The organism is Streptomyces sp. NBC_00259 (genome assembly GCF_036181745.1).
In the GTDB taxonomy this organism is placed as follows: Bacteria; Actinomycetota; Actinomycetes; order Streptomycetales; family Streptomycetaceae; genus Streptomyces; species Streptomyces pratisoli.
Map to the genome: position 1 here is coordinate 4854154 of NZ_CP108080.1, position 16869 is coordinate 4871022.

General features: G+C 71.3%; 19 protein-coding genes. 6 read left to right on the top strand and 13 right to left on the bottom strand.

The genetic code is table 11. The features are described 5' to 3' along the window. The first annotated feature begins 35 nt into the window (after nucleotides 1–35). A complete protein-coding gene (locus OG766_RS22080; RefSeq protein ID WP_266381969.1) occupies nucleotides 36–365 on the top strand; it encodes an STAS domain-containing protein in 330 nt (109 codons plus the stop codon). Here the strand turns inward: OG766_RS22080 and OG766_RS22085 are convergent. From OG766_RS22085 to OG766_RS22095, 3 genes are all read right to left on the bottom strand, one after another. Next, nucleotides 340–1335: a sigma-70 family RNA polymerase sigma factor gene (locus OG766_RS22085; RefSeq protein WP_266381972.1), complete on the bottom strand. Its 996-nt coding sequence runs from the start codon at nucleotides 1333–1335 to the stop codon at nucleotides 340–342. The genes OG766_RS22080 and OG766_RS22085 overlap by 26 nt on opposite strands. A 68-nt stretch (nucleotides 1336–1403) precedes the next feature. Continuing rightward, nucleotides 1404–2048, bottom strand: a complete 645-nt coding sequence (locus OG766_RS22090) for a L,D-transpeptidase family protein (protein ID WP_266384383.1) — start codon at nucleotides 2046–2048, stop codon at nucleotides 1404–1406. A gap of 192 nt (nucleotides 2049–2240) precedes the next feature. Further along, nucleotides 2241–3545, bottom strand: coding sequence for an MFS transporter (locus tag OG766_RS22095; RefSeq protein WP_266381974.1), 1305 nt, complete (start codon nucleotides 3543–3545; stop codon nucleotides 2241–2243). A 62-nt stretch (nucleotides 3546–3607) separates the two neighbouring features. Here OG766_RS22095 and OG766_RS22100 point away from each other — a divergent pair, with 62 nt between their 5' ends. Then, a complete protein-coding gene (locus OG766_RS22100; RefSeq protein ID WP_266381976.1) occupies nucleotides 3608–4561 on the top strand; it encodes a LysR family transcriptional regulator in 954 nt (317 codons plus the stop codon). Nucleotides 4562–4608: 47 nt separating this feature from the next. On the opposite strand, the gene OG766_RS22105 is transcribed toward OG766_RS22100, so the two are convergent. Next, nucleotides 4609–5289, bottom strand: a complete 681-nt coding sequence (locus OG766_RS22105) for an alpha/beta hydrolase (RefSeq protein ID WP_423247192.1) — start codon at nucleotides 5287–5289, stop codon at nucleotides 4609–4611. Between the two features lie 295 nt (nucleotides 5290–5584). Between OG766_RS22105 and OG766_RS22110 the strand changes: the two genes are divergently transcribed. Then, entirely contained in the window at nucleotides 5585–6772 is a 1188-nt protein-coding gene (locus OG766_RS22110) for an adenosine deaminase (protein WP_266381981.1), read from the top strand. A gap of 134 nt (nucleotides 6773–6906) precedes the next feature. Further along, nucleotides 6907–7191: a hypothetical protein gene (locus OG766_RS22115; protein ID WP_328726028.1), complete on the top strand. Its 285-nt coding sequence runs from the start codon at nucleotides 6907–6909 to the stop codon at nucleotides 7189–7191. A 100-nt stretch (nucleotides 7192–7291) separates the two neighbouring features. On the opposite strand, the gene OG766_RS22120 is transcribed toward OG766_RS22115, so the two are convergent. The 5 genes from OG766_RS22120 to afsQ1 form a co-directional block, all read right to left on the bottom strand. Then, nucleotides 7292–7492, bottom strand: coding sequence for a PspC domain-containing protein (locus OG766_RS22120; protein WP_266381987.1), 201 nt, complete (start codon nucleotides 7490–7492; stop codon nucleotides 7292–7294). A 92-nt stretch (nucleotides 7493–7584) separates the two neighbouring features. Further along, nucleotides 7585–8151, bottom strand: a complete 567-nt coding sequence (locus tag OG766_RS22125) for a VanZ family protein (protein WP_266381989.1) — start codon at nucleotides 8149–8151, stop codon at nucleotides 7585–7587. Between the two features lie 121 nt (nucleotides 8152–8272). Next, nucleotides 8273–8926 carry a hypothetical protein gene (locus tag OG766_RS22130; protein ID WP_443045612.1) on the bottom strand — a complete coding sequence of 218 codons (654 nt, stop codon included), beginning with the start codon at nucleotides 8924–8926 and terminating at the stop codon, nucleotides 8273–8275. 65 nt (nucleotides 8927–8991) lie between these two features. Then, nucleotides 8992–10548: a sensor histidine kinase gene (locus tag OG766_RS22135; RefSeq protein ID WP_266381991.1), complete on the bottom strand. Its 1557-nt coding sequence runs from the start codon at nucleotides 10546–10548 to the stop codon at nucleotides 8992–8994. Continuing rightward, entirely contained in the window at nucleotides 10545–11222 is a 678-nt protein-coding gene (afsQ1, locus tag OG766_RS22140) for a two-component system response regulator AfsQ1 (RefSeq protein WP_266381994.1), read from the bottom strand. Before afsQ1 ends, OG766_RS22135 begins: the two co-directional genes overlap by 4 nt. 193 nt (nucleotides 11223–11415) lie before the next feature. Between afsQ1 and OG766_RS22145 the strand changes: the two genes are divergently transcribed. Next, on the top strand, nucleotides 11416–12171 hold the full coding sequence (locus tag OG766_RS22145) for a SigE family RNA polymerase sigma factor (RefSeq protein ID WP_266381997.1): 756 nt from the start codon (nucleotides 11416–11418) through the stop codon (nucleotides 12169–12171). 119 nt (nucleotides 12172–12290) lie between these two features. Here the strand turns inward: OG766_RS22145 and OG766_RS22150 are convergent, their stop codons facing one another. Further along, on the bottom strand, nucleotides 12291–12950 hold the full coding sequence (locus OG766_RS22150) for a uridine kinase (protein WP_328726029.1): 660 nt from the start codon (nucleotides 12948–12950) through the stop codon (nucleotides 12291–12293). A 120-nt stretch (nucleotides 12951–13070) separates the two neighbouring features. Between OG766_RS22150 and OG766_RS22155 the strand changes: the two genes are divergently transcribed. Further along, nucleotides 13071–13415, top strand: a complete 345-nt coding sequence (locus OG766_RS22155; protein WP_266382002.1) for a hypothetical protein — start codon at nucleotides 13071–13073, stop codon at nucleotides 13413–13415. 65 nt (nucleotides 13416–13480) lie between these two features. Here OG766_RS22155 and OG766_RS22160 read toward each other — a convergent pair whose 3' ends face one another. Genes OG766_RS22160 through deoC form a run of 3 tightly spaced genes read right to left on the bottom strand, consistent with a single transcriptional unit; the run spans nucleotide 13481 to nucleotide 16833 of the window. Next, nucleotides 13481–14401, bottom strand: coding sequence for an aldehyde dehydrogenase family protein (locus OG766_RS22160; RefSeq protein ID WP_266382003.1), 921 nt, complete (start codon nucleotides 14399–14401; stop codon nucleotides 13481–13483). Then, a complete protein-coding gene (locus OG766_RS22165; RefSeq protein WP_266384388.1) occupies nucleotides 14398–15867 on the bottom strand; it encodes an aldehyde dehydrogenase family protein in 1470 nt (489 codons plus the stop codon). The genes OG766_RS22160 and OG766_RS22165 overlap by 4 nt, the downstream gene beginning before the upstream one ends. A gap of 12 nt (nucleotides 15868–15879) precedes the next feature. Beyond that, nucleotides 15880–16833, bottom strand: coding sequence for a deoxyribose-phosphate aldolase (deoC, locus tag OG766_RS22170; protein ID WP_266382005.1), 954 nt, complete (start codon nucleotides 16831–16833; stop codon nucleotides 15880–15882). Between the last annotated feature and the right edge of the window lie 36 nt (nucleotides 16834–16869).

Below are 16869 nucleotides of genomic sequence, written 5' to 3' on the forward strand. Positions count from 1 at the left end.
CGATGAGTTGTCGCCGCGGCGGAGGTCTCTTCCATGTGGACAGCACACAACAGCCGATCGTCGTCGAACTCGTCGGCCGGGTCGCCCCCGCCGACGTGCCGTTGCTGTGTGCGCGTCTGCAGGCACAGGTCGTCGCCGCCGAGGGGGCTGAGGTGATCTGCGACGTCGGGGCTCTCGTCGTCGCCGATCTCACCGCCGTCGACGCCGTCGCCCGGCTGCGGCTCACCGCCCGCAGACTCGGCAGGGAGCTGCGGCTGACGAACGCCGGTCCCGAGCTGCTGGCCCTGCTCGCCTTCGTCGGACTGGGCCGTGGGGACGACCCGGACCGGCCGTCGGCGCTCAGTCCTCGGCGCCCTCCGGGCTGAGCCGCTCCGGCAGCCCGAACAGCGGGAACCAGCGCTTGGTGTCCAGGAAGAAGTCCATGCCACCGATCCGGCCGTCCGAGACCTCCAGGACGATCAGCGCCCACGGCTCGTACCCCTCGCCGTCCTGGCTCGGGTGGTACTGCGCGAACGCCGGCGAGCCGTTGGCCACGGTCGGGACCAGCTTGGAGCCACGGCAGACCTCGCCGACGCCGAGCATCCAGCCCACGATGTCGTCATGGCCGCGCAGCCACAGGTCGTACGGCGGCATGGACATCGTCGCGTCCTCGTGCAGCAGCGCCGTCAGCGCCTTCATGTCGTACCCCTCGAAGGCGGCGACATAGCGCTCCAGCAGCTTCTGCTGCTCCTCGTCGAGCAGGTCCGCCGGGTCGCAGGAGGCGGGATCATGGTCGGCGAGCGTGGCGCGGGCCCGCTGCAGCGCGCTGTTGACCGAGGCGACGGACGTGCCCAGCAGCTCGGCCACCTCGGCGGCCTTCCAGGCCAGCACCTCGCGCAGGATCAGCACCGCTCGCTGCTTCGGCGGCAGATGCTGCAGCGCCGCGACGAACGCCAGCCTGATCGACTCCCGCTCCACCGTCGTATCGGCCGGGTCGGCCACCGACGGCAGCACGCGCCCGTCCGGCACCGGCTCCAGCCAGGTGATCTCCGGACGGGCGGTGAGCTGGGCCTGGGCCACCGGGGTGGCGGCGGTCAGGTCCATCGGGCGGGCCCGGCGATTGCCCGCGTTCAGCATGTCCAGGCAGACGTTCGTCGCGATGCGGTACAGCCACGAGCGCAGCGACGATCTCCCTTCGAACTTCTCGAAGCTCTTCCAGGCCCGCACCATGGTGTCCTGGACGGCGTCCTCCGCCTCGAAGGCCGAGCCCAGCATGCGGTAGCAGTAGCCGGTCAGCTCCGTCCGGTAGCTCTCCAGCCGGGATTCGAGGTCCTGCGTCGTTGCGAGATCACTCATCGGGTCCACCCCTGTCGACCGTCCTCACCAGCCCTTCGGACGCTACAGGAGGGGACTGACAACAGGGGTCAGGTTCCCGGCTTGCGGCCGTAGACGTGGACGTCGTCCCCGTTCTTCAGCAGGCCCCAGTACGCCTTCGCGTCCGCCGGCCGCATGTTGACGCAGCCGCCCGATCCCGGCGGGTTGTAGACGCTCTTGGTGACCGAGTGGAAGGCCTGCCCGCCGTCGAAGAACTGCGAGTACGGCATCCACACCTTGTAGATCGTCGACCAGTGGTTGATGTGCCGGTAGTAGACCCGCTTGGCGCCGGTGCGGGTCTCCGCCCCGTCCCGCCCGGTCCGCACCGGCACCGGGCCGTACTTCAGCTTGGCCCCGTCCTGGATCCAGGTGAGCTGTCTGGTCAGGTCGACACAGGCGATGCGGCCCTTGTTGGTCGGGCACGCGCCCGCCTTGTTCGGGGTCTTGCCCGCCGCCCGCTGGGCCAGGATCGTGTTCATCGTGCGCCAGGTGACCGGACCGGCGTAGCCGATCGTCGGGGTGATCCCGTGCCAGCGCTGGAACGTCTGGATGGCCTTGCAGTCGGCGGCGGACTGCCGTCCGTCGACCTTCAGGCCCATGAACTTCTCGACCTGCTTCTGGTACGGCCCGGTCGACGTCGTGCAGGACGCGGCCTGTGCGGGCCCGGCGCCGAGCGCGAAGGTCAGCGGCACCACCAGCCCGGTGACGCCGAGGGCGACACCGCCCCTTCTCCGTATGTTCCTTGTGTGTCTTGCCCGATCCACAGTGACCAACTCCCCAGTCGCGCAGTGCGGTTGCTCTGCACTTTGGACGCGTACGGGGGAGCGGCGGTTGTAGGAACGAGGGCCTGATTCACGGAGATTTCCGCGCCGGCCGTCCCAGGAGCCTCAGTGGCGTACAGCCGTCGCTGTGGCCGCGGCGAGCACCGGCCGGCGCTCCTGGGCGCGGGCCGCGTAGGACCCGTAGAGCGTGATCGACACGACGCCGAGGACCGAGAGCAGCCCCAGCAGGACCGTGCCCGCCCAGCCGCCGGAGTGGAAGGCGATCGCGCCGAGCGTGCCGCCCGCGCTGCTGCCGAGGTAGTACGCCGACTGGTACAGGGCCGAGGCCTGCGCCCGGCCGGTCTTCGCGGTACGGCTCACGGAGGAGGAGGCGACCGCGTGGCCGGCGAAGAAGCCCGCCGTGATCAGCACCAGGCCGAGCAGCACCGCGGTCAGCGAGTCCGCGAGGGAGAGCAGCAGACCCGCCGTCGTCGTGCCGACCGCGAGATAGAGGGCGCCGCGCCTGCCGAGCCGGCCGACCAGCTTCCCGGCGGCCGCCGACGAGACCGTACCGACCAGATAGACCAGGAAGATGGAGCCGACGATGCCCTGGGGGAGGCTGAACGGGGCCTCGACGAGCCGGTAGCCGATCACCGTGTAGACCGCGCCGAAGACCGTCATGAACAGCGCGCCGATCGCGTACAGCCGCATCAGCAGCGGGTCGGCGAGATGACCCCGGACGGTCCGCGCCAGCTCACGGGGGTTCAGCGAACCCGGCACGAAGTGACGGGCCTTCGGCAGCAGCAGCCTGCAGGCCACCGTGCACACGACCGCCATCAGTCCGACCGCGGCGAGCCCGGCCCGCCAGCCCCACAGCTGCGCGACCCAGCCGGTGACGATCCGGCCGCTCATCCCGCCGATGCTGTTGCCCGCGACGAACAGCCCGATCGCGGCGATCAGGGCCTTCGGGCGTACCTCCTCGGCGAGATACGCCATCGCGGAGGCCGGGACCCCGGCCAGTGCGGCGCCCTGCACCGCACGCAGCGCCACGAGCCACTCCAGGCTCGGCGCGAACGGCACCAGCAGTCCGACCACGGCCGCGACCACCAGCGAGACCGTCATCAGCCGCACCCGTCCGAACCGCTCGGACAGCGCGCTCAGCGGCAGGACGCACAGGGCCAGCGCCCCGGTGGCCGCGGAGACCGTCCAGCTGGCCGCGCTCGCCGTCACACCGAAGTCGTCGGAGACGGCGGGCAGCAGGGCCTGGGTCGAGTAGAGGAGGGCGAAGGTCGCGACGCCCGCGGCGAAGAGCGCGAAGCTCATGCGGCGGTAGCCGGGGAGTCCGGGGGCGTGGCGGGAATCGGTGGTCTCGGGGGACTGCGAGGGGAGGGCACCCACGGTGGTGGGCGCCCCGGTACTGGCGGAAGGCATACCTCGAAGGTAGGCACGCAGGTTTGATGCGTCCAATGCATGGAACGGCTTTAATCGTTCCCATGGTGCATGACTACAGCTCACGGCCTCGCGTGTCACTGAACAGTTACGAAGAAGACATGCCTCTGCTGCTCGCTCCGCGCCTCGCGTACTTCGCGGGAGTCGCCCGGCACGAGCATGTGACCCGGGCCGCGCAGGAGCTCGCCGTACCGCAGTCGACGCTGTCGCGCGCCATGGTCCGGCTCGAACAGGACCTGGGCGTCGCCCTGTTCACCCGCAAGGGGCGCACGGTGTCGCTGACGGCGGCCGGCCGCACCTTTCTCACCTCCGTGGAGCGCGCCCTCGCCGAGGTCGAACGGGCCGCGGAGTCCGTACGGGCCGACGCCGACCCGTCTGCGGGCAAGGTCGCCTTCGGCTTCCTGCACACCATGGGTTCCGAGACCGTGCCGGAGCTGATCCGCGCCTTCCGGGTCGACCATCCCCGGATCCGCTTCACGCTCGTCCAGAACTACGGCGAGGCGATGATCGAACGACTCCGGGCCGGCGAACTCGACCTGTGCCTCACCTCACCGGTGCCGGACGCGCCCGACCTCGTCGCCCGCCGCCTCGACGAACAGCGGCTGCGGCTCGTCGTCCCCGACGACCACCGCCTCGCGACGCGCAAACGGGTCCGGCTCGCCGAGGCGGCGGACGAGACCTTCGTGACGCTCGAACCGGGGTACGGGCTCCGCCGCATCACCGACGCGCTGTGCGCAGAGGCCGGCTTCTCGCCCCGCGTCGCCTTCGAGGGCGAGGAGGCCGAGACGCTGCGTGGTCTGGTCGCCGCGGGGCTCGGCGTGGCGCTGCTGCCGCCGCCGGCGGCGCCCCGTCCGGGGGTGGTGGAGCTGACGGTCACGGCGCCGCGGGCGGTGCGGGAGATCGGCGTCGCCTGGCTGGACGGGCATCCGGACACGCCGCCGGTGACGGCGTTCAAGAGGTTCCTGCTGTCCCGGCGGGGGAACCTGCTCCCGGACTGACGTGCGACGCCGCCCGCGGGCAAGCCCTCAGCTTCGGAGGCGCCCGCTCAGTGGCGCAGGGCGCGGCCGAAGCCCGCGGCCAGGGGCATGCGCAGGCCCAGCGGGGGCGGCGCGGCGAGGGCGTCGGCGACCGGGCGGGCGTAGGCGCGGGAGAAGAGCGAGCCGAGGACGAAGTCGCTCGCCAGGGAGTGGACTTCGTCCTGGTACTGCCGCAGCGCGTGCCCGTCGGAGTGCACCTCGAACCTGCACGTGTCCCGGTTGGACTTCTTCGCCCGCTCGGCCAGCCGGTACGACAGCTCCGGATCGGTCCTGGCGTCCTTCGTGCCGTGCACGATCAGGACCTGGCGGCCGGCGAGCTGCTTCACCGGTTCGGGTTGCGCCGCGACGTCGTCCTCCGGCAGCCACGGGGCGATCGCCAGCACCGAGTTGACGGCGTCGTGCCCGGCGGCGTGCAGCGCGGCACGGCCGCCCATGCCCCGGCCCGCCAGGCACACCGGGACGTCGCCGTAGCGCCGTACCGCCTCGTCCGCCGCCCAGGACGCGTCCGCCGCGAGGCGCGCGTCCGTACCGTTCCAGCCGCGTCCGCGGTAGCGCACGACATGCGCGACGAGGCCGTCCCCTCGCCCCGCCCGCGCCAGCGAACGTGCGAGCGGCAGTGCGGCCGCGTGGGACACCGTGGAGGGCCCGCGGGCCGACTCCGGTTCCCCGTCGGGCAGCAGCAGCACCACACCGCTGACGACCCCGTCCGCCGTCCCGCCCGAGGGCCGGACCGCGCGGCCCAGCCGGGCCTGTGCTTCCCGCACGTCCTGCCGCTCCCCTCGCGCCACGTTCGCTTCGAGCCGGGCGCGTGCCGGTCCGGCCGCGCCCGCCGTGTGCCCCCACCACCGGGGCAGTGCGTGGTGTGCCATGGCAGAACAGTCTCAGAAGGGCAGGTGTACTCCACCCGTCCGCACGGTCACTGTTACGTATCGACAGGTGATTCGTGCAGCTGCCCTCTACGCGCGTAGGGATTAGAGTGCGCAGATGACGAGCCAGACCACCCACGTGTCCTCCCGGGGATCCACCCCCGGACCCCAGGGGCCCACCTCGGACCAGATCCGCCGCGCTCCGAAAGTGCTCCTGCACGACCACCTCGACGGCGGGCTGCGTCCCGGCACGATCATCGAACTCGCCCGTGACGTCGGCTACGACGCGCTCCCCGAGGCCGAGCCCGACAAGCTCGGCATCTGGTTCCACGAGGCCGCGGACTCCGGCTCGTTGGAGCGCTACCTGGAGACCTTCGCGCACACCTGTGCCGTCATGCAGACCCGTGAGGCCCTCAAGCGCGTCGCCTTCGAGTGCGCCGAGGACCTCGCCGAGGACGGAGTGGTCTACGCCGAGGTGCGGTACGCGCCCGAGCAGCACCTCGAAGCGGGACTGACCCTCGAAGAGGTCGTCGAGGCCGTCAACGAGGGCTTCCGGGAAGGCGAGCGACGGGCCCGCGCGAACGGTCACCGCATCCGCGTGGGCGCCCTCCTCACCGCGATGCGGCACGCCGCCCGTGCCCTGGAGATCGCCGAACTCGCCAACCGCTACCGGGACTCGGGCGTCGTCGGCTTCGACATCGCCGGCGCCGAGGCGGGCTACCCGCCCACCCGCCATCTCGACGCCTTCGAGTACCTCAAGCGCGAGAACAACCACTTCACCATCCACGCCGGGGAGGGCTTCGGGCTGCCGTCGATCTGGCAGGCCCTCCAGTGGTGCGGAGCCGACCGGCTCGGTCACGGTGTGCGCATCATCGACGACATCGAGGTCGCCGCCGACGGGACGGTGAAACTCGGGCGCCTGGCCGCGTACGTACGGGACAAGCGCATCCCGCTCGAACTGTGCCCGACCTCCAATCTGCAGACGGGCGCGGCCGCCTCGTACGAGGAACACCCCATCGGGCTGCTCCGCCGGCTGCACTTCCGGGCCACCGTCAATACCGACAACCGGCTGATGAGCAACACGAGCATGAGCCGTGAATTCGAGCTGCTGACCGAGACCTTCGGCTACACGCTCGACGACATGCAGTGGTTCACGGTCAATGCGATGAAGTCGGCGTTCATTCCTTTTGATGAGCGACTCGCGATGATCAATGACGTGATCAAGCCGGGATACGCCGAATTGAAATCCGAATGGCTGTTCAAGCAGACCGCCGCGACCAGCGGATCCTCGTCGGACGAGGGCTGAGCGGGAGCACGACGGAACGGCCGGGAGTGTCAACTCCCGGCCGTTTTCACGACTCCCGGGTGTTTGCGGGGCACAGGACGCGCTGGCTAGCTTGCAAAGCCGCTCAATTTCCCCTTCCCAAGGAAAAGCACCTGATGAAGCAGTCTGCTGCCAAGACCCTCGGTGTCGCCGCTCTCGGCGCCGCCTTCGCCGCTGCCGCCGCCGGTTCCGCGTCGGCCACGACCTCCCTCCCCGAGGTCGGCACCCCCGTGGACGCCCTCTCCGCCGTCCAGCCGACCGTTCTGCCCGCCGTCGAGCGGATCACCCACCAGGCCGGTCCCGAGGTGCTGCCCGCGCAGGCGGCCAACCCGCTCGGCGGCCTCCTCGGCGGTCTGCCGCTGAACGGTGTGCCGCTGAACGGACTGCCGCTCGCGCAGTGACGGCCGTACGGGACGCCTGACGGGCGTTCAGGACGCCTGACGAGAAGGGGGTGCACACCCGGTACCGGGTGTGCACCCCCTTCTCGTCGCTCCGGCGCCGTCACCAGGCGGTCGTCGCGGACTTCTCCGTCGGCAGCAGCAGCCACAGCGCCAGGTACAGCAGGAACTGCGGGCCGGGCAGCAGGCACGACACCAGGAAGATCACGCGCATCGTCGTCGCGGAGGTGCCGAAGCGCCGTGCCAGCGCTGCGCACACTCCGCCGATCATGCGTCCGTCACGAGGGCGGGCAAGGGCGGCCATGGTGGGCTCCTTCACGAGTCCTTCGAGGAAGCCGCTTCGTCGGGCTCCCGATGACTCCATACTCGCCGGGACCAAGGGGGCGAAGCGTCGCTCTACGGGGCGATCCCGACCCTGGGAATCGTCGGGGTGCGCCCCTGAGAGGCCTCCTCCCGAAGCAGGGCACCCCGCTCCTTCCGAGGTCCTGCGGCACGACCGGACCGCCTGCGCCGCAGCCGCGCCCGGCCCGCCGGGACGACCAGGAGATGCGCCAGTGCCACACCCGACGTGTTCAGCAGCAGCGAGTCCACGTCGACGACCTGCCCGGGCACAGCGGTCTGCAACAGCTCGATGCCCAGCGACAGCAGCGCCCCGGTCGCGACCGTGCGGGCCAGCGAGGCCCAGGGGGAGACGGCGAGCCGGCCGCCCGTCATCGGCAGCAGTATCCCGAGCGGCGCCAGCAGCAGCAGTCCCTCACCGATCCGCCGGGCCGCGTGCACCGGACCCAGCGCCAGATCGGCCTTGATCCCCGCGAGCGGCTCCAGATTCGCCGCCGTCACCCACGGCACATCCAGCGGACGAAGCGTCAGCCATGCCACGAGTACCAGATGCGCGAGGAGGAGTACGCCCCCCGCCGCGCGGAAGCGGATGACGGCACTGCCGCCCGAACCTTGACGCTGCACGCCCCCCAAGACGCGGCGACCGGTGCGATCGGTTCCGCCCGGCCTTCGCGGTGTCGGAAAGTGCCGCTCCCTGGCCTTGCGATGGCTTGTTCCCGGCCTCGGGAAGAGTGGTGTCCCGGCGTCAGGAAGGGCCGGCCGAGGGCAGCGGGCCGGCCGTCGGCAGCGCCGTGTCCGGGCGCAGCTTGACCGACGGCGTGCAGCGGTAGCCGCGCGGCGGGTACTCGCCCGGGCCGCCGAGGACCACCGTCCCGTCGTCGGCCGCGGCCTCGCTCTCCGCGAAGGTGCACACGATCTGCGCGAGCGCCGCCGGCGGCAGGTCCTCGGGCTGGCGGCTGAGCCGCAGCGTCCCCGCCGCATCGCCGGAACGCGGTCCAAGGACGGTCAGCGGGGCCCGTACGAGCGTGGTGAACCCGGCCTCCCGCTCGGTCTCCGAGGGGTTCTCCTGCAGTTCGCCGAGGAGCGCCTGGGCGATCCGCACCCGGTTGCCGGTGCGGCCCTCGGCGATCGGGACCGCACGGTCCACCGCCTCCAGCGCCGACGCGCAGACCAGGTACACCCGTACCGGCACCTGGGGTTGTGTCTGGGTGGCGGTCTCCTTGCCGGAGAGCGTGCACGGCACCCGTGACGGGGCGGGCCCGGCGTCCACCGGCACCGTGGTCGTCCTGATCCCGCACCCGGCGACAACGGCCGCGAACGCGACGGCCCCGGCGGCCGCGGCGACGACCCTGCGCATCCGCAGCCCGGCCGAATCCCGGCCGGCCGTGCTCGTCCCCATGCCCGTACCCGTGCTCGTGCTCGTACCCGCGCTCGTACCCGCGCCCCTCGGGATGGTCCTTCCGCTCACGGAGCGTCGCCCGCCTCTCCCCGCTCGCCGTCCCGCTCCCGGCCGGCCAGGCCGCGGCCGTCCGCAGTGATGTCCGACGCGTCACGGGGCAGCCGCAGCACGAAGACCGCGCCGCCGTCGCCGTCCGTGCTGTTCGCGGCGGTGATGCCGCCGCCGTGGATCAGGGCGTTCTCCATCGCGATCGACAGCCCGAGCCCGCTGCCCTCGGACCGCGGCCGCGAGGCGCTCGCCTTGTAGAAGCGGTCGAAGACATGCGGCAGCACGTCCTCCGGGATCCCGGGCCCGTGGTCCCGTACCTCGATGACGAGTTCGTCCTCCGCCTCGTCGCCGGTCCCGCCCTCTTCCCCGGTCTCCGTCCGCACCGAGACCCGCACCGGAGAGCCACCGTGCTTCAGCGCGTTGCCGATCAGATTCGCCAGGATGACGTCGAGCCGGCGCGGATCGAGGCGGGCCATGATGCCGCGCTCCGCGTCCAGGTCGACCGCGTCCAGCCAGGCCCGCGCGTCGATACAGGCGGTGACCTGGTCGGCGACGTCGACGTCGTCGAGGACGAGCCGGGCCGTACCCGCGTCGAAGCGGGTCACCTCCATCAGGTTCTCCACCAGGTCGTTCAGCCGCCGGGTCTCGCTGACCACCAGCGCCACGGCCGGCGCGACCATCGGGTCCAGGCCCTCCTGCTCGTCCTCCAGGACCTCGGTCACGGCCGTCAGCGCGGTCAGCGGCGTACGCAGCTCGTGCGACATGTCGGCGACGAAACGGCGGCTCGACTCCTCCCGCGCGCTCATGTCCGCGACCTTCTTCTCCAGCGACTCCGCCGCGTTGTTGAAGGTCCGTGACAGCTCGGCCAGTTCGTCGGTGCCGGAGACCTGCAGCCGGGTGTCCAGCTTGCCCTCGCCGAGCTGCCTGGCCGCCTGGCCGAGCCGCTGCACCGGCTTCAGCACGGTCGTCGCGGCGGCCTGCGCGAGCAGCGCGGAACCGGCCAGCGCCAGGGCCGTGGCGATGCCGAGCGACCAGGCGAGCGAGTTCAGGTCCTGCCGCTCCTGGTCGAGGGACTTGAACAGATAGCCGGTGGGCCCGCCGCCGACGATGCGCGTACCGGCCACCAGATACGGGGTGTTGCCGCGCTGGGTGCGCACCCAGAACAGATGCTCCTGGTCGCCGACCGCCTTCCTCAGCTCGGCCGGAACGTCGTCGAGCGTGAAGGCGTCCGGGTCGGAGGCCCCGACGATCGGCTTGCCCGCCTCCCGCTCCCCGAGCAGCAGCACGCTGTAGCCCGCGGTGCCGGCCGCCATCTGCTCGGCGGTCGTCTGCAGCTCGCTCTGCGTCGGCCGCGCCGGCAGCGACGCGACCCGGTTCTGCATCTGCTGCCGGAAGTCGCCCAGCGCCGCGTCCTGAGTGCGCGTCAGCACGGCCTCGCGGTTCAGCCAGTACGCGATGCCGGACGCGGACACGGCGGCGATCAGTGCGACCATGCCGAACACGACGACCAGGCGCAGCCTGAGGCTGGTCCAGCCAAGTCCCGCCAGTATGGCCTTCTTCGCGGCACCGCTCACTGAGGAGTGTCCAGCCGGTAGCCCACGCCTCTGACCGTGCGGATCAGCGTCGGCGAGGACGGTACGTCCTCCACCTTGGCCCGCAGCCGCTGCACGCACGCGTCCACCAGACGCGAGTCGCCCAGATAGTCGTGCTCCCACACCAGCCGCAGCAGCTGCTGGCGCGACAGGGCCTGGCCCGGACGGCGGCTCAGCTCCAGCAGCAGACGCAGCTCCGTCGGCGTGAGCTGCAGGTCCTCGCCGTTCTTGGTGACCGTCATCGCGGAGCGGTCGATCACCAGGGAACCGAAGGTGGCCGAGTCCGTCGACTCGCGCTCACCGCGCCGCAGCACCGCGCGGATCCGGGCGTCCAGCACCCGGCCCTGCACCGGCTTGACCACATAGTCGTCGGCGCCGGACTCCAGTCCGACCACGACGTCGATGTCGTCGTTGCGGGCGGTCAGCAGGATGATCGGCAGCTGGTCGGTGCGCCTGATGCGCCGGCACACCTCGAAACCGTCGATGCCGGGCAGCATCACGTCCAGCACGATCAGATCCGGCCGCTGCTCACGCAGCAGTTTCAGGCCGTCCTCGCCCGTCGCCGCGGTGGCCACACGGTGGCCCTGGCGTGACAGGGAGAGTTCGAGGGCCGTGCGGATGGCGTCGTCGTCCTCGATCAGCAACAGGAAAGGCACGGAGGTCATTCTGGCCCATGCGGCCCCGGTAGTTCGACCGTCGGTGCGTTCAAGCCTTGTTCCGGCAGGGCCGAGGCGCCTCCCGAACCCCTGTGACAGGCCTGTGACAGTCGGCGGACAGTGGCGTGAAGTCCCCCGGGCAGAGTCTTTTTCACAAGGCCGAACACACACTCCTATCGACGGGGGGCGCGAGATGAACGCACTGCACAGCACCACTTCAAGCGCAGTTGTCACGCGTCTCCACGACGTCGTGCGGAGCACGGAGAAGTCCGGCGCCGTGAACGGGCGGGGGTGCGTTCGCGGCGCCGGGCGTCAGCACAAGCCGTCGTACATGACGGTCGTTGACGCGAAGGCCGAGGGCACACACGGGGGAAGCGCGTACGGGGAGGCCACGGGGGAACGGGGCGGCCTGACGGAGCGGGCGGACGCGGAAGCGGCCTTCACCGCCTACGTCCAGGAGCGCCGCGCCTCCCTGTACGCGACCGCGTACCACCTGACCGGTGACCGGTACGAGGCGGAGGACCTGCTGCAGAGCGCGCTGTTCTCCACGTACCGGGCCTGGGACAGGATCAGCGACAAGGCCGCGGTCGGCGGCTATCTGCGCCGCACCATGACGAATCTGCACATCAGCGCCTGGCGCCGGCGCAAGATCGACGAGTACCCGACCGAGGAGCTCCCCGAGACGGTGGGCGACACGGACGCGATGCGCGGCACGGAGCTGCGGGCGGTGCTGTGGCAGGCGCTGGCGCGGCTGCCCGAGCTGCAGCGCACCATGCTGGTGCTGCGCTACTACGAGGGCCGTACGGACCCGGAGATCGCGGAGATCCTCGGCATCAGTGTCGGCACGGTGAAGTCCAGCATCTGGCGGTCGCTCCGCCGGCTGCGCGAGGACGACGTCCTCAGCTTCGGCCGTGACGAGGAAGAGTCCTTCGGCGAGCTGGTGGCCTGAGGGCGGTACGGGGGAACACGGGGATCACGGGGGATCCACGGGGGAAAGCGAAGCGGGGCCGGACAAGACCGGGGGTCTTGTCCGGCCCCGCTCCGCGTGCGCGCCGTACTCCCGCGCCACTACGTGCGTTGCCGGGCCGCTTCCCCGGCCGTGGGCGCCGGTGAGCGGCGGCAGCGGCCCGCCGCCGCGGCGGCGAGGCGGCCGAGGGCCTCGGCCTTGTCGCAGGGGTGGGCGCCGAGGGTGGTCTGGCGGGCGACGATGCCGCGTTCGGCGCGCATCAGGCGCCAGCCGCGGCGGAGCAGGAAGAGAACGGACTTGCGGCCCTCGCGGAGGTCGCGCAGCAACCGGCGGCGGAACGTGGTCGAGGGGCGGCCGCGCAGGCAGAGCGCGTCGGCGAGCACGTCGAGGTCCTGGCAGCGGGTGATGATGTCCGCCGCGAAGATGCCCTCGGCGACGAACAGCGGCGTGCGTTCGACGGCGAGGCTCTCACGGCCGATCCGGGAGCTGGTGGCGATGTCGTAGACGGGCACGGTCGTCCGTCCCGTACGGCACAGCTCGACGACCGCGGCGACGGCGGCGTCGGCGTCCCAGGAGGCGGGGGAGTCCCAGTCGATGTCCGTGGTGCCCGTGACCAGCGGGAGGGTGGGGTCGTCCGCCTCCTTGTAGAAGTCGTCGAGGCGCAGCACCGGGAGGCCGGAGCGGGCGGCGAGGGACGACTTTCCGGAGCCGGAGGGTCCGGAGAGCAGGACGACGCGTGTCGGCGGGGGTTGGGAACTCACGGGACACCAGTGTGAGGCATTGACCCGTGCAGGGGACCCCCGGGAGGTCCGGTTGGTATCGAGCGTCACATGCCAACTACGCTGCGCAGTCATCCGGTTACTTCTGAAGGCAGGATTCGCATGGCAGGCAAGAAGTTGCTCAGGGCGGCCGGGCTCACCGTCACCGCGGTGGGTGCGGCGCTCGGCGCCGGGGTCGGCACGGCCCAGGCGGCCCCGGCGGGCGAGCACGATCCGTCGGCGTCGGTGCAGGCACTGGCGGACACCGTCGGGTACGTGAGCCGGCCGGTGAAGAGCGTTCCGCTCAACCCGCTCGCGCACACCGGTGTGGACCCGCTGGACAACGGGGTCGGCACGCAGGTCGCCGACTTCAAGTCGCTCGACACCACGGGCCTCACGGGCTCTCTCGGCACGCCGGGCGAGGTTCCGGTCGCCGGGCCGCTGCTCGGCGGTCTCATCCCGGGGTGAGCGTCGGCGCGTAGGGGAACGGGCCCGGGGATCGCTCCCCGGGCCCGTCGTCCGTCCTCGATGCCTCAGTACGCCGAGCCGGACGCGCCCAGCGACCCCGTGGGGTGCCAGACCGTCTTCGTCTCCAGGAGCGCGGTCATCCGGTGGGTGCCCGGGTCCGCCGACCAGTCCTCGGCGCGCGGGCGCAGGACCCGCTTGAGGTTGTCGGCGGCGGCGACCTCCAGCTCCTTGGCGAGCTGTTCGCCGGCGCCGGTCAGATCGATCGCGTTGACGTCCTGGTGCGCGGCCAGCGGGGCCGCGATCTCGGCCGTGCGGCCGGACAGGACGTTGACGACGCCGCCGGGGAGGTCGGACGTGGCCAGCACCTCGCCGAGCGAGAGCGCCGGCAGCGGGGCCTTCTCCGAGGCGATCACCACGGTCGTGTTGCCGGTCGCGATCGCCGGGGCGATCACCGAGACCAGGCCCAGGAAGGACGAGTCCTGCGGGGCGAGGACGGTGACGACACCCGTCGGCTCGGGGGTGGACAGATTGAAGAACGGGCCCGCGACCGGGTTCGCCCCGCCCACGACCTGGCCGATCTTGTCCGTCCAGCCCGCGTACCAGACCCAGCGGTCGATCGCCGCGTCCACGACCGCGGCGGCCTTGGACTTGGACAGCCCCTCGGCGTCGGCGACCTCGCGCACGAACTGGTCCCTGCGCCCCTCCAGCATCTCGGCGACGCGGTAGAGGATCTGGCCCCGGTTGTACGCCGTCGCGCCCGACCAGGCGCCGAACGCCTTGCGTGCCGCGACGACCGCGTCACGGGCGTCCTTGCGGGACGAGAGAGGCGCGTTGGCCAGCCACTTGCCCTTGCCCGCCGCGCCAGCGGCTGATGTCGCTGTGGTCACCTCGTACACCCGGCCGCTCTCGCTACGGGGGAACTTGCCCCCGACGTACAGCTTGTAGGTCTTGAAGACGGACAGACGCGTCTGCTCAGCGGCGCTCATCGGCGCTCCCCTTCCGGGGTCGACGGGGCGAGGTAGGCCTCCAGGCCGTGTCGGCCGCCCTCGCGGCCGAAGCCCGATTCCTTGTAGCCGCCGAAGGGCGAGGTCGGGTCGAACTTGTTGAAGGTGTTGGCCCAGACGACGCCCGCGCGGAGCTTGCCGGCCACCGCGAGGATCCGGGAACCCTTCTCCGTCCAGATGCCCGCCGACAGGCCGTACTGGCTGTTGTTGGCCTTGGCGACGGCCTCGTCCGGCGTACGGAACGTCAGCACCGACAGCACCGGGCCGAAGATCTCGTCGCGGGCGACGGTGTGCGCCTGGGTGACGTTCGTGAAGAGCGTCGGGGCGAACCAGTAGCCGGACGAGGGCAGCTCGCACGGCGCGGTCCAGCGCTCGGCGCCCTCCGCCTCGCCGGTCTCGGCGAGCGCCGTGATCCGGGCCAGCTGCTCGGCCGAGTTGATCGCGCCGATGTCGGTGTTCTTGTCCAGCGGGTCGCCGAGGCGCAGGGTCGACAGACGGCGCTTGAGCGAGTCGAGCAGCTCGTCGTGGATCGACTCCTGCACGAGGAGCCGGGAGCCCGCGCAGCAGACCTGGCCCTGGTTGAAGAAGATGCCGCCGACGATGCCCTCGACGGCCTGGTCGATGGGGGCGTCGTCGAAGACGATGTTGGCGCCCTTGCCGCCCAGCTCCAGGGTGACCTTCTTGTCCGTGCCGGCCACGGAGCGGGCGATGGCCTTGCCGACCGCGGTGGAGCCGGTGAAGGCCACCTTGGCGACGTCCGGGTGCTCGACGAGCGCCGCGCCCGTGTCGCCGTAGCCGGGAAGGATGTTGACGACGCCCTTCGGCAGCCCGGCCTGGCGGCAGATGTCGGCGAAGAAGAGCGCGGACAGCGGGGTCGTCTCGGCCGGCTTCAGCACCACCGTGTTGCCGGTGGCGAGCGCCGGGGCGATCTTCCACGCGAGCATGAGGAGCGGGAAGTTCCAGGGGATGACCTGGCCGGCGACGCCGAGCGGGCGCGGGTTCGGCCCGTAGCCCGCGTGGTCGAGCTTGTCGGCCCAGCCCGCGTAGTAGAAGAAGTGCGCGGCGACCAGCGGGAGGTCCGCGTCGCGGGTCTCCCTGATCGGCTTTCCGTTGTCCAGGGTCTCCAGGACGGCCAGCTCGCGGCTGCGCTCCTGGATGATCCGGGCGATACGGAAGAGGTACTTGGCGCGCTCGGAGCCCGGCAGCGCGGACCACTTCTCGAACGCCTTGCGCGCCGCCTTCACGGCCCGGTCGACGTCGTCGGCTCCCGCCTGGGCGACCTCGGCGAGGACCTCCTCGGTGGACGGGGAGACGGTCTTGAAGACCTTGCCGTCGGCGGCGTCGGTGAACTCGCCGTCGATGAACAGGCCGTACGACGGGGCGATGTCGACGACCGAGCGCGATTCGGGTGCGGGTGCGTACTCGAACACTGATGTCTGCTTGTCCATGGTCATGGGGTCTCAGTCCACCGTCACGTAGTCGGGGCCGGAGTAACGGCCGGTCGCCAGCTTCTGGCGCTGCATCAGCAGGTCGTTCAGCAGGCTGGACGCGCCGAAACGGAACCAGTGGTTGTCCAGCCAGTCCTGGCCGGCGGTCTCGTTGACGAGCACCAGGAACTTGATCGCGTCCTTGGTGGTGCGGATGCCGCCGGCGGGCTTCACGCCCACCTGCACGCCGGTCTGAGCCCGGAAGTCGCGGACGGCTTCGAGCATGAGCAGGGTGTTCGCCGGGGTCGCGTTGACCGCGACCTTTCCGGTCGACGTCTTGATGAAGTCGGCCCCGGCCATCATGCCGAGCCAGGAGGCGCGGCGGATGTTGTCGTACGTGGAGAGCTCGCCGGTCTCGAAGATGACCTTGAGCCGTGCGGCGCCGGAGGCGTCCTTCACGGCGCGGATCTCCTCGAAGACCTTCATGTAGTCGCCCGCGAGGAAGGCGCCGCGGTCGATCACCATGTCGATCTCGTCCGCGCCCGCCGCGACCGCGTCACGGGTGTCCGCGAGCTTGACGCCGAGGGCGGCGCGGCCGGCCGGGAAGGCGGTGGCGACGGAGGCGACCTTCACGTCGGATCCGCCCAGGGCGGCCTTGGCGGTGGCCACCATGTCGGGATAGACGCAGACGGCGGCGGTCCTGGGGGTCGTGCGGTCGGTGGGATCGGGATGGACGGCCTTGGCGGCGAGCGCCCGGACCTTGCCCGGGGTGTCCGCGCCTTCCAGCGTCGTCAGGTCGATCATCGAGATGGCCAGATCGATCGCGTACGCCTTGGCCGTCGTCTTGATCGAGCGGGTGCCGAGGGACGCGGCGCGCGCTTCCAGGCCGACAGAATCGACCCCGGGCAGCCCGTGCAGGAAGCGGCGCAGTGCGCTGTCGGACGAGGTCACGTCAGCGAATGCAGGTGCAATGGTGGGCATGGTCACCAGACCAGCATATCTACGCGCGTAGCGACCTGTACA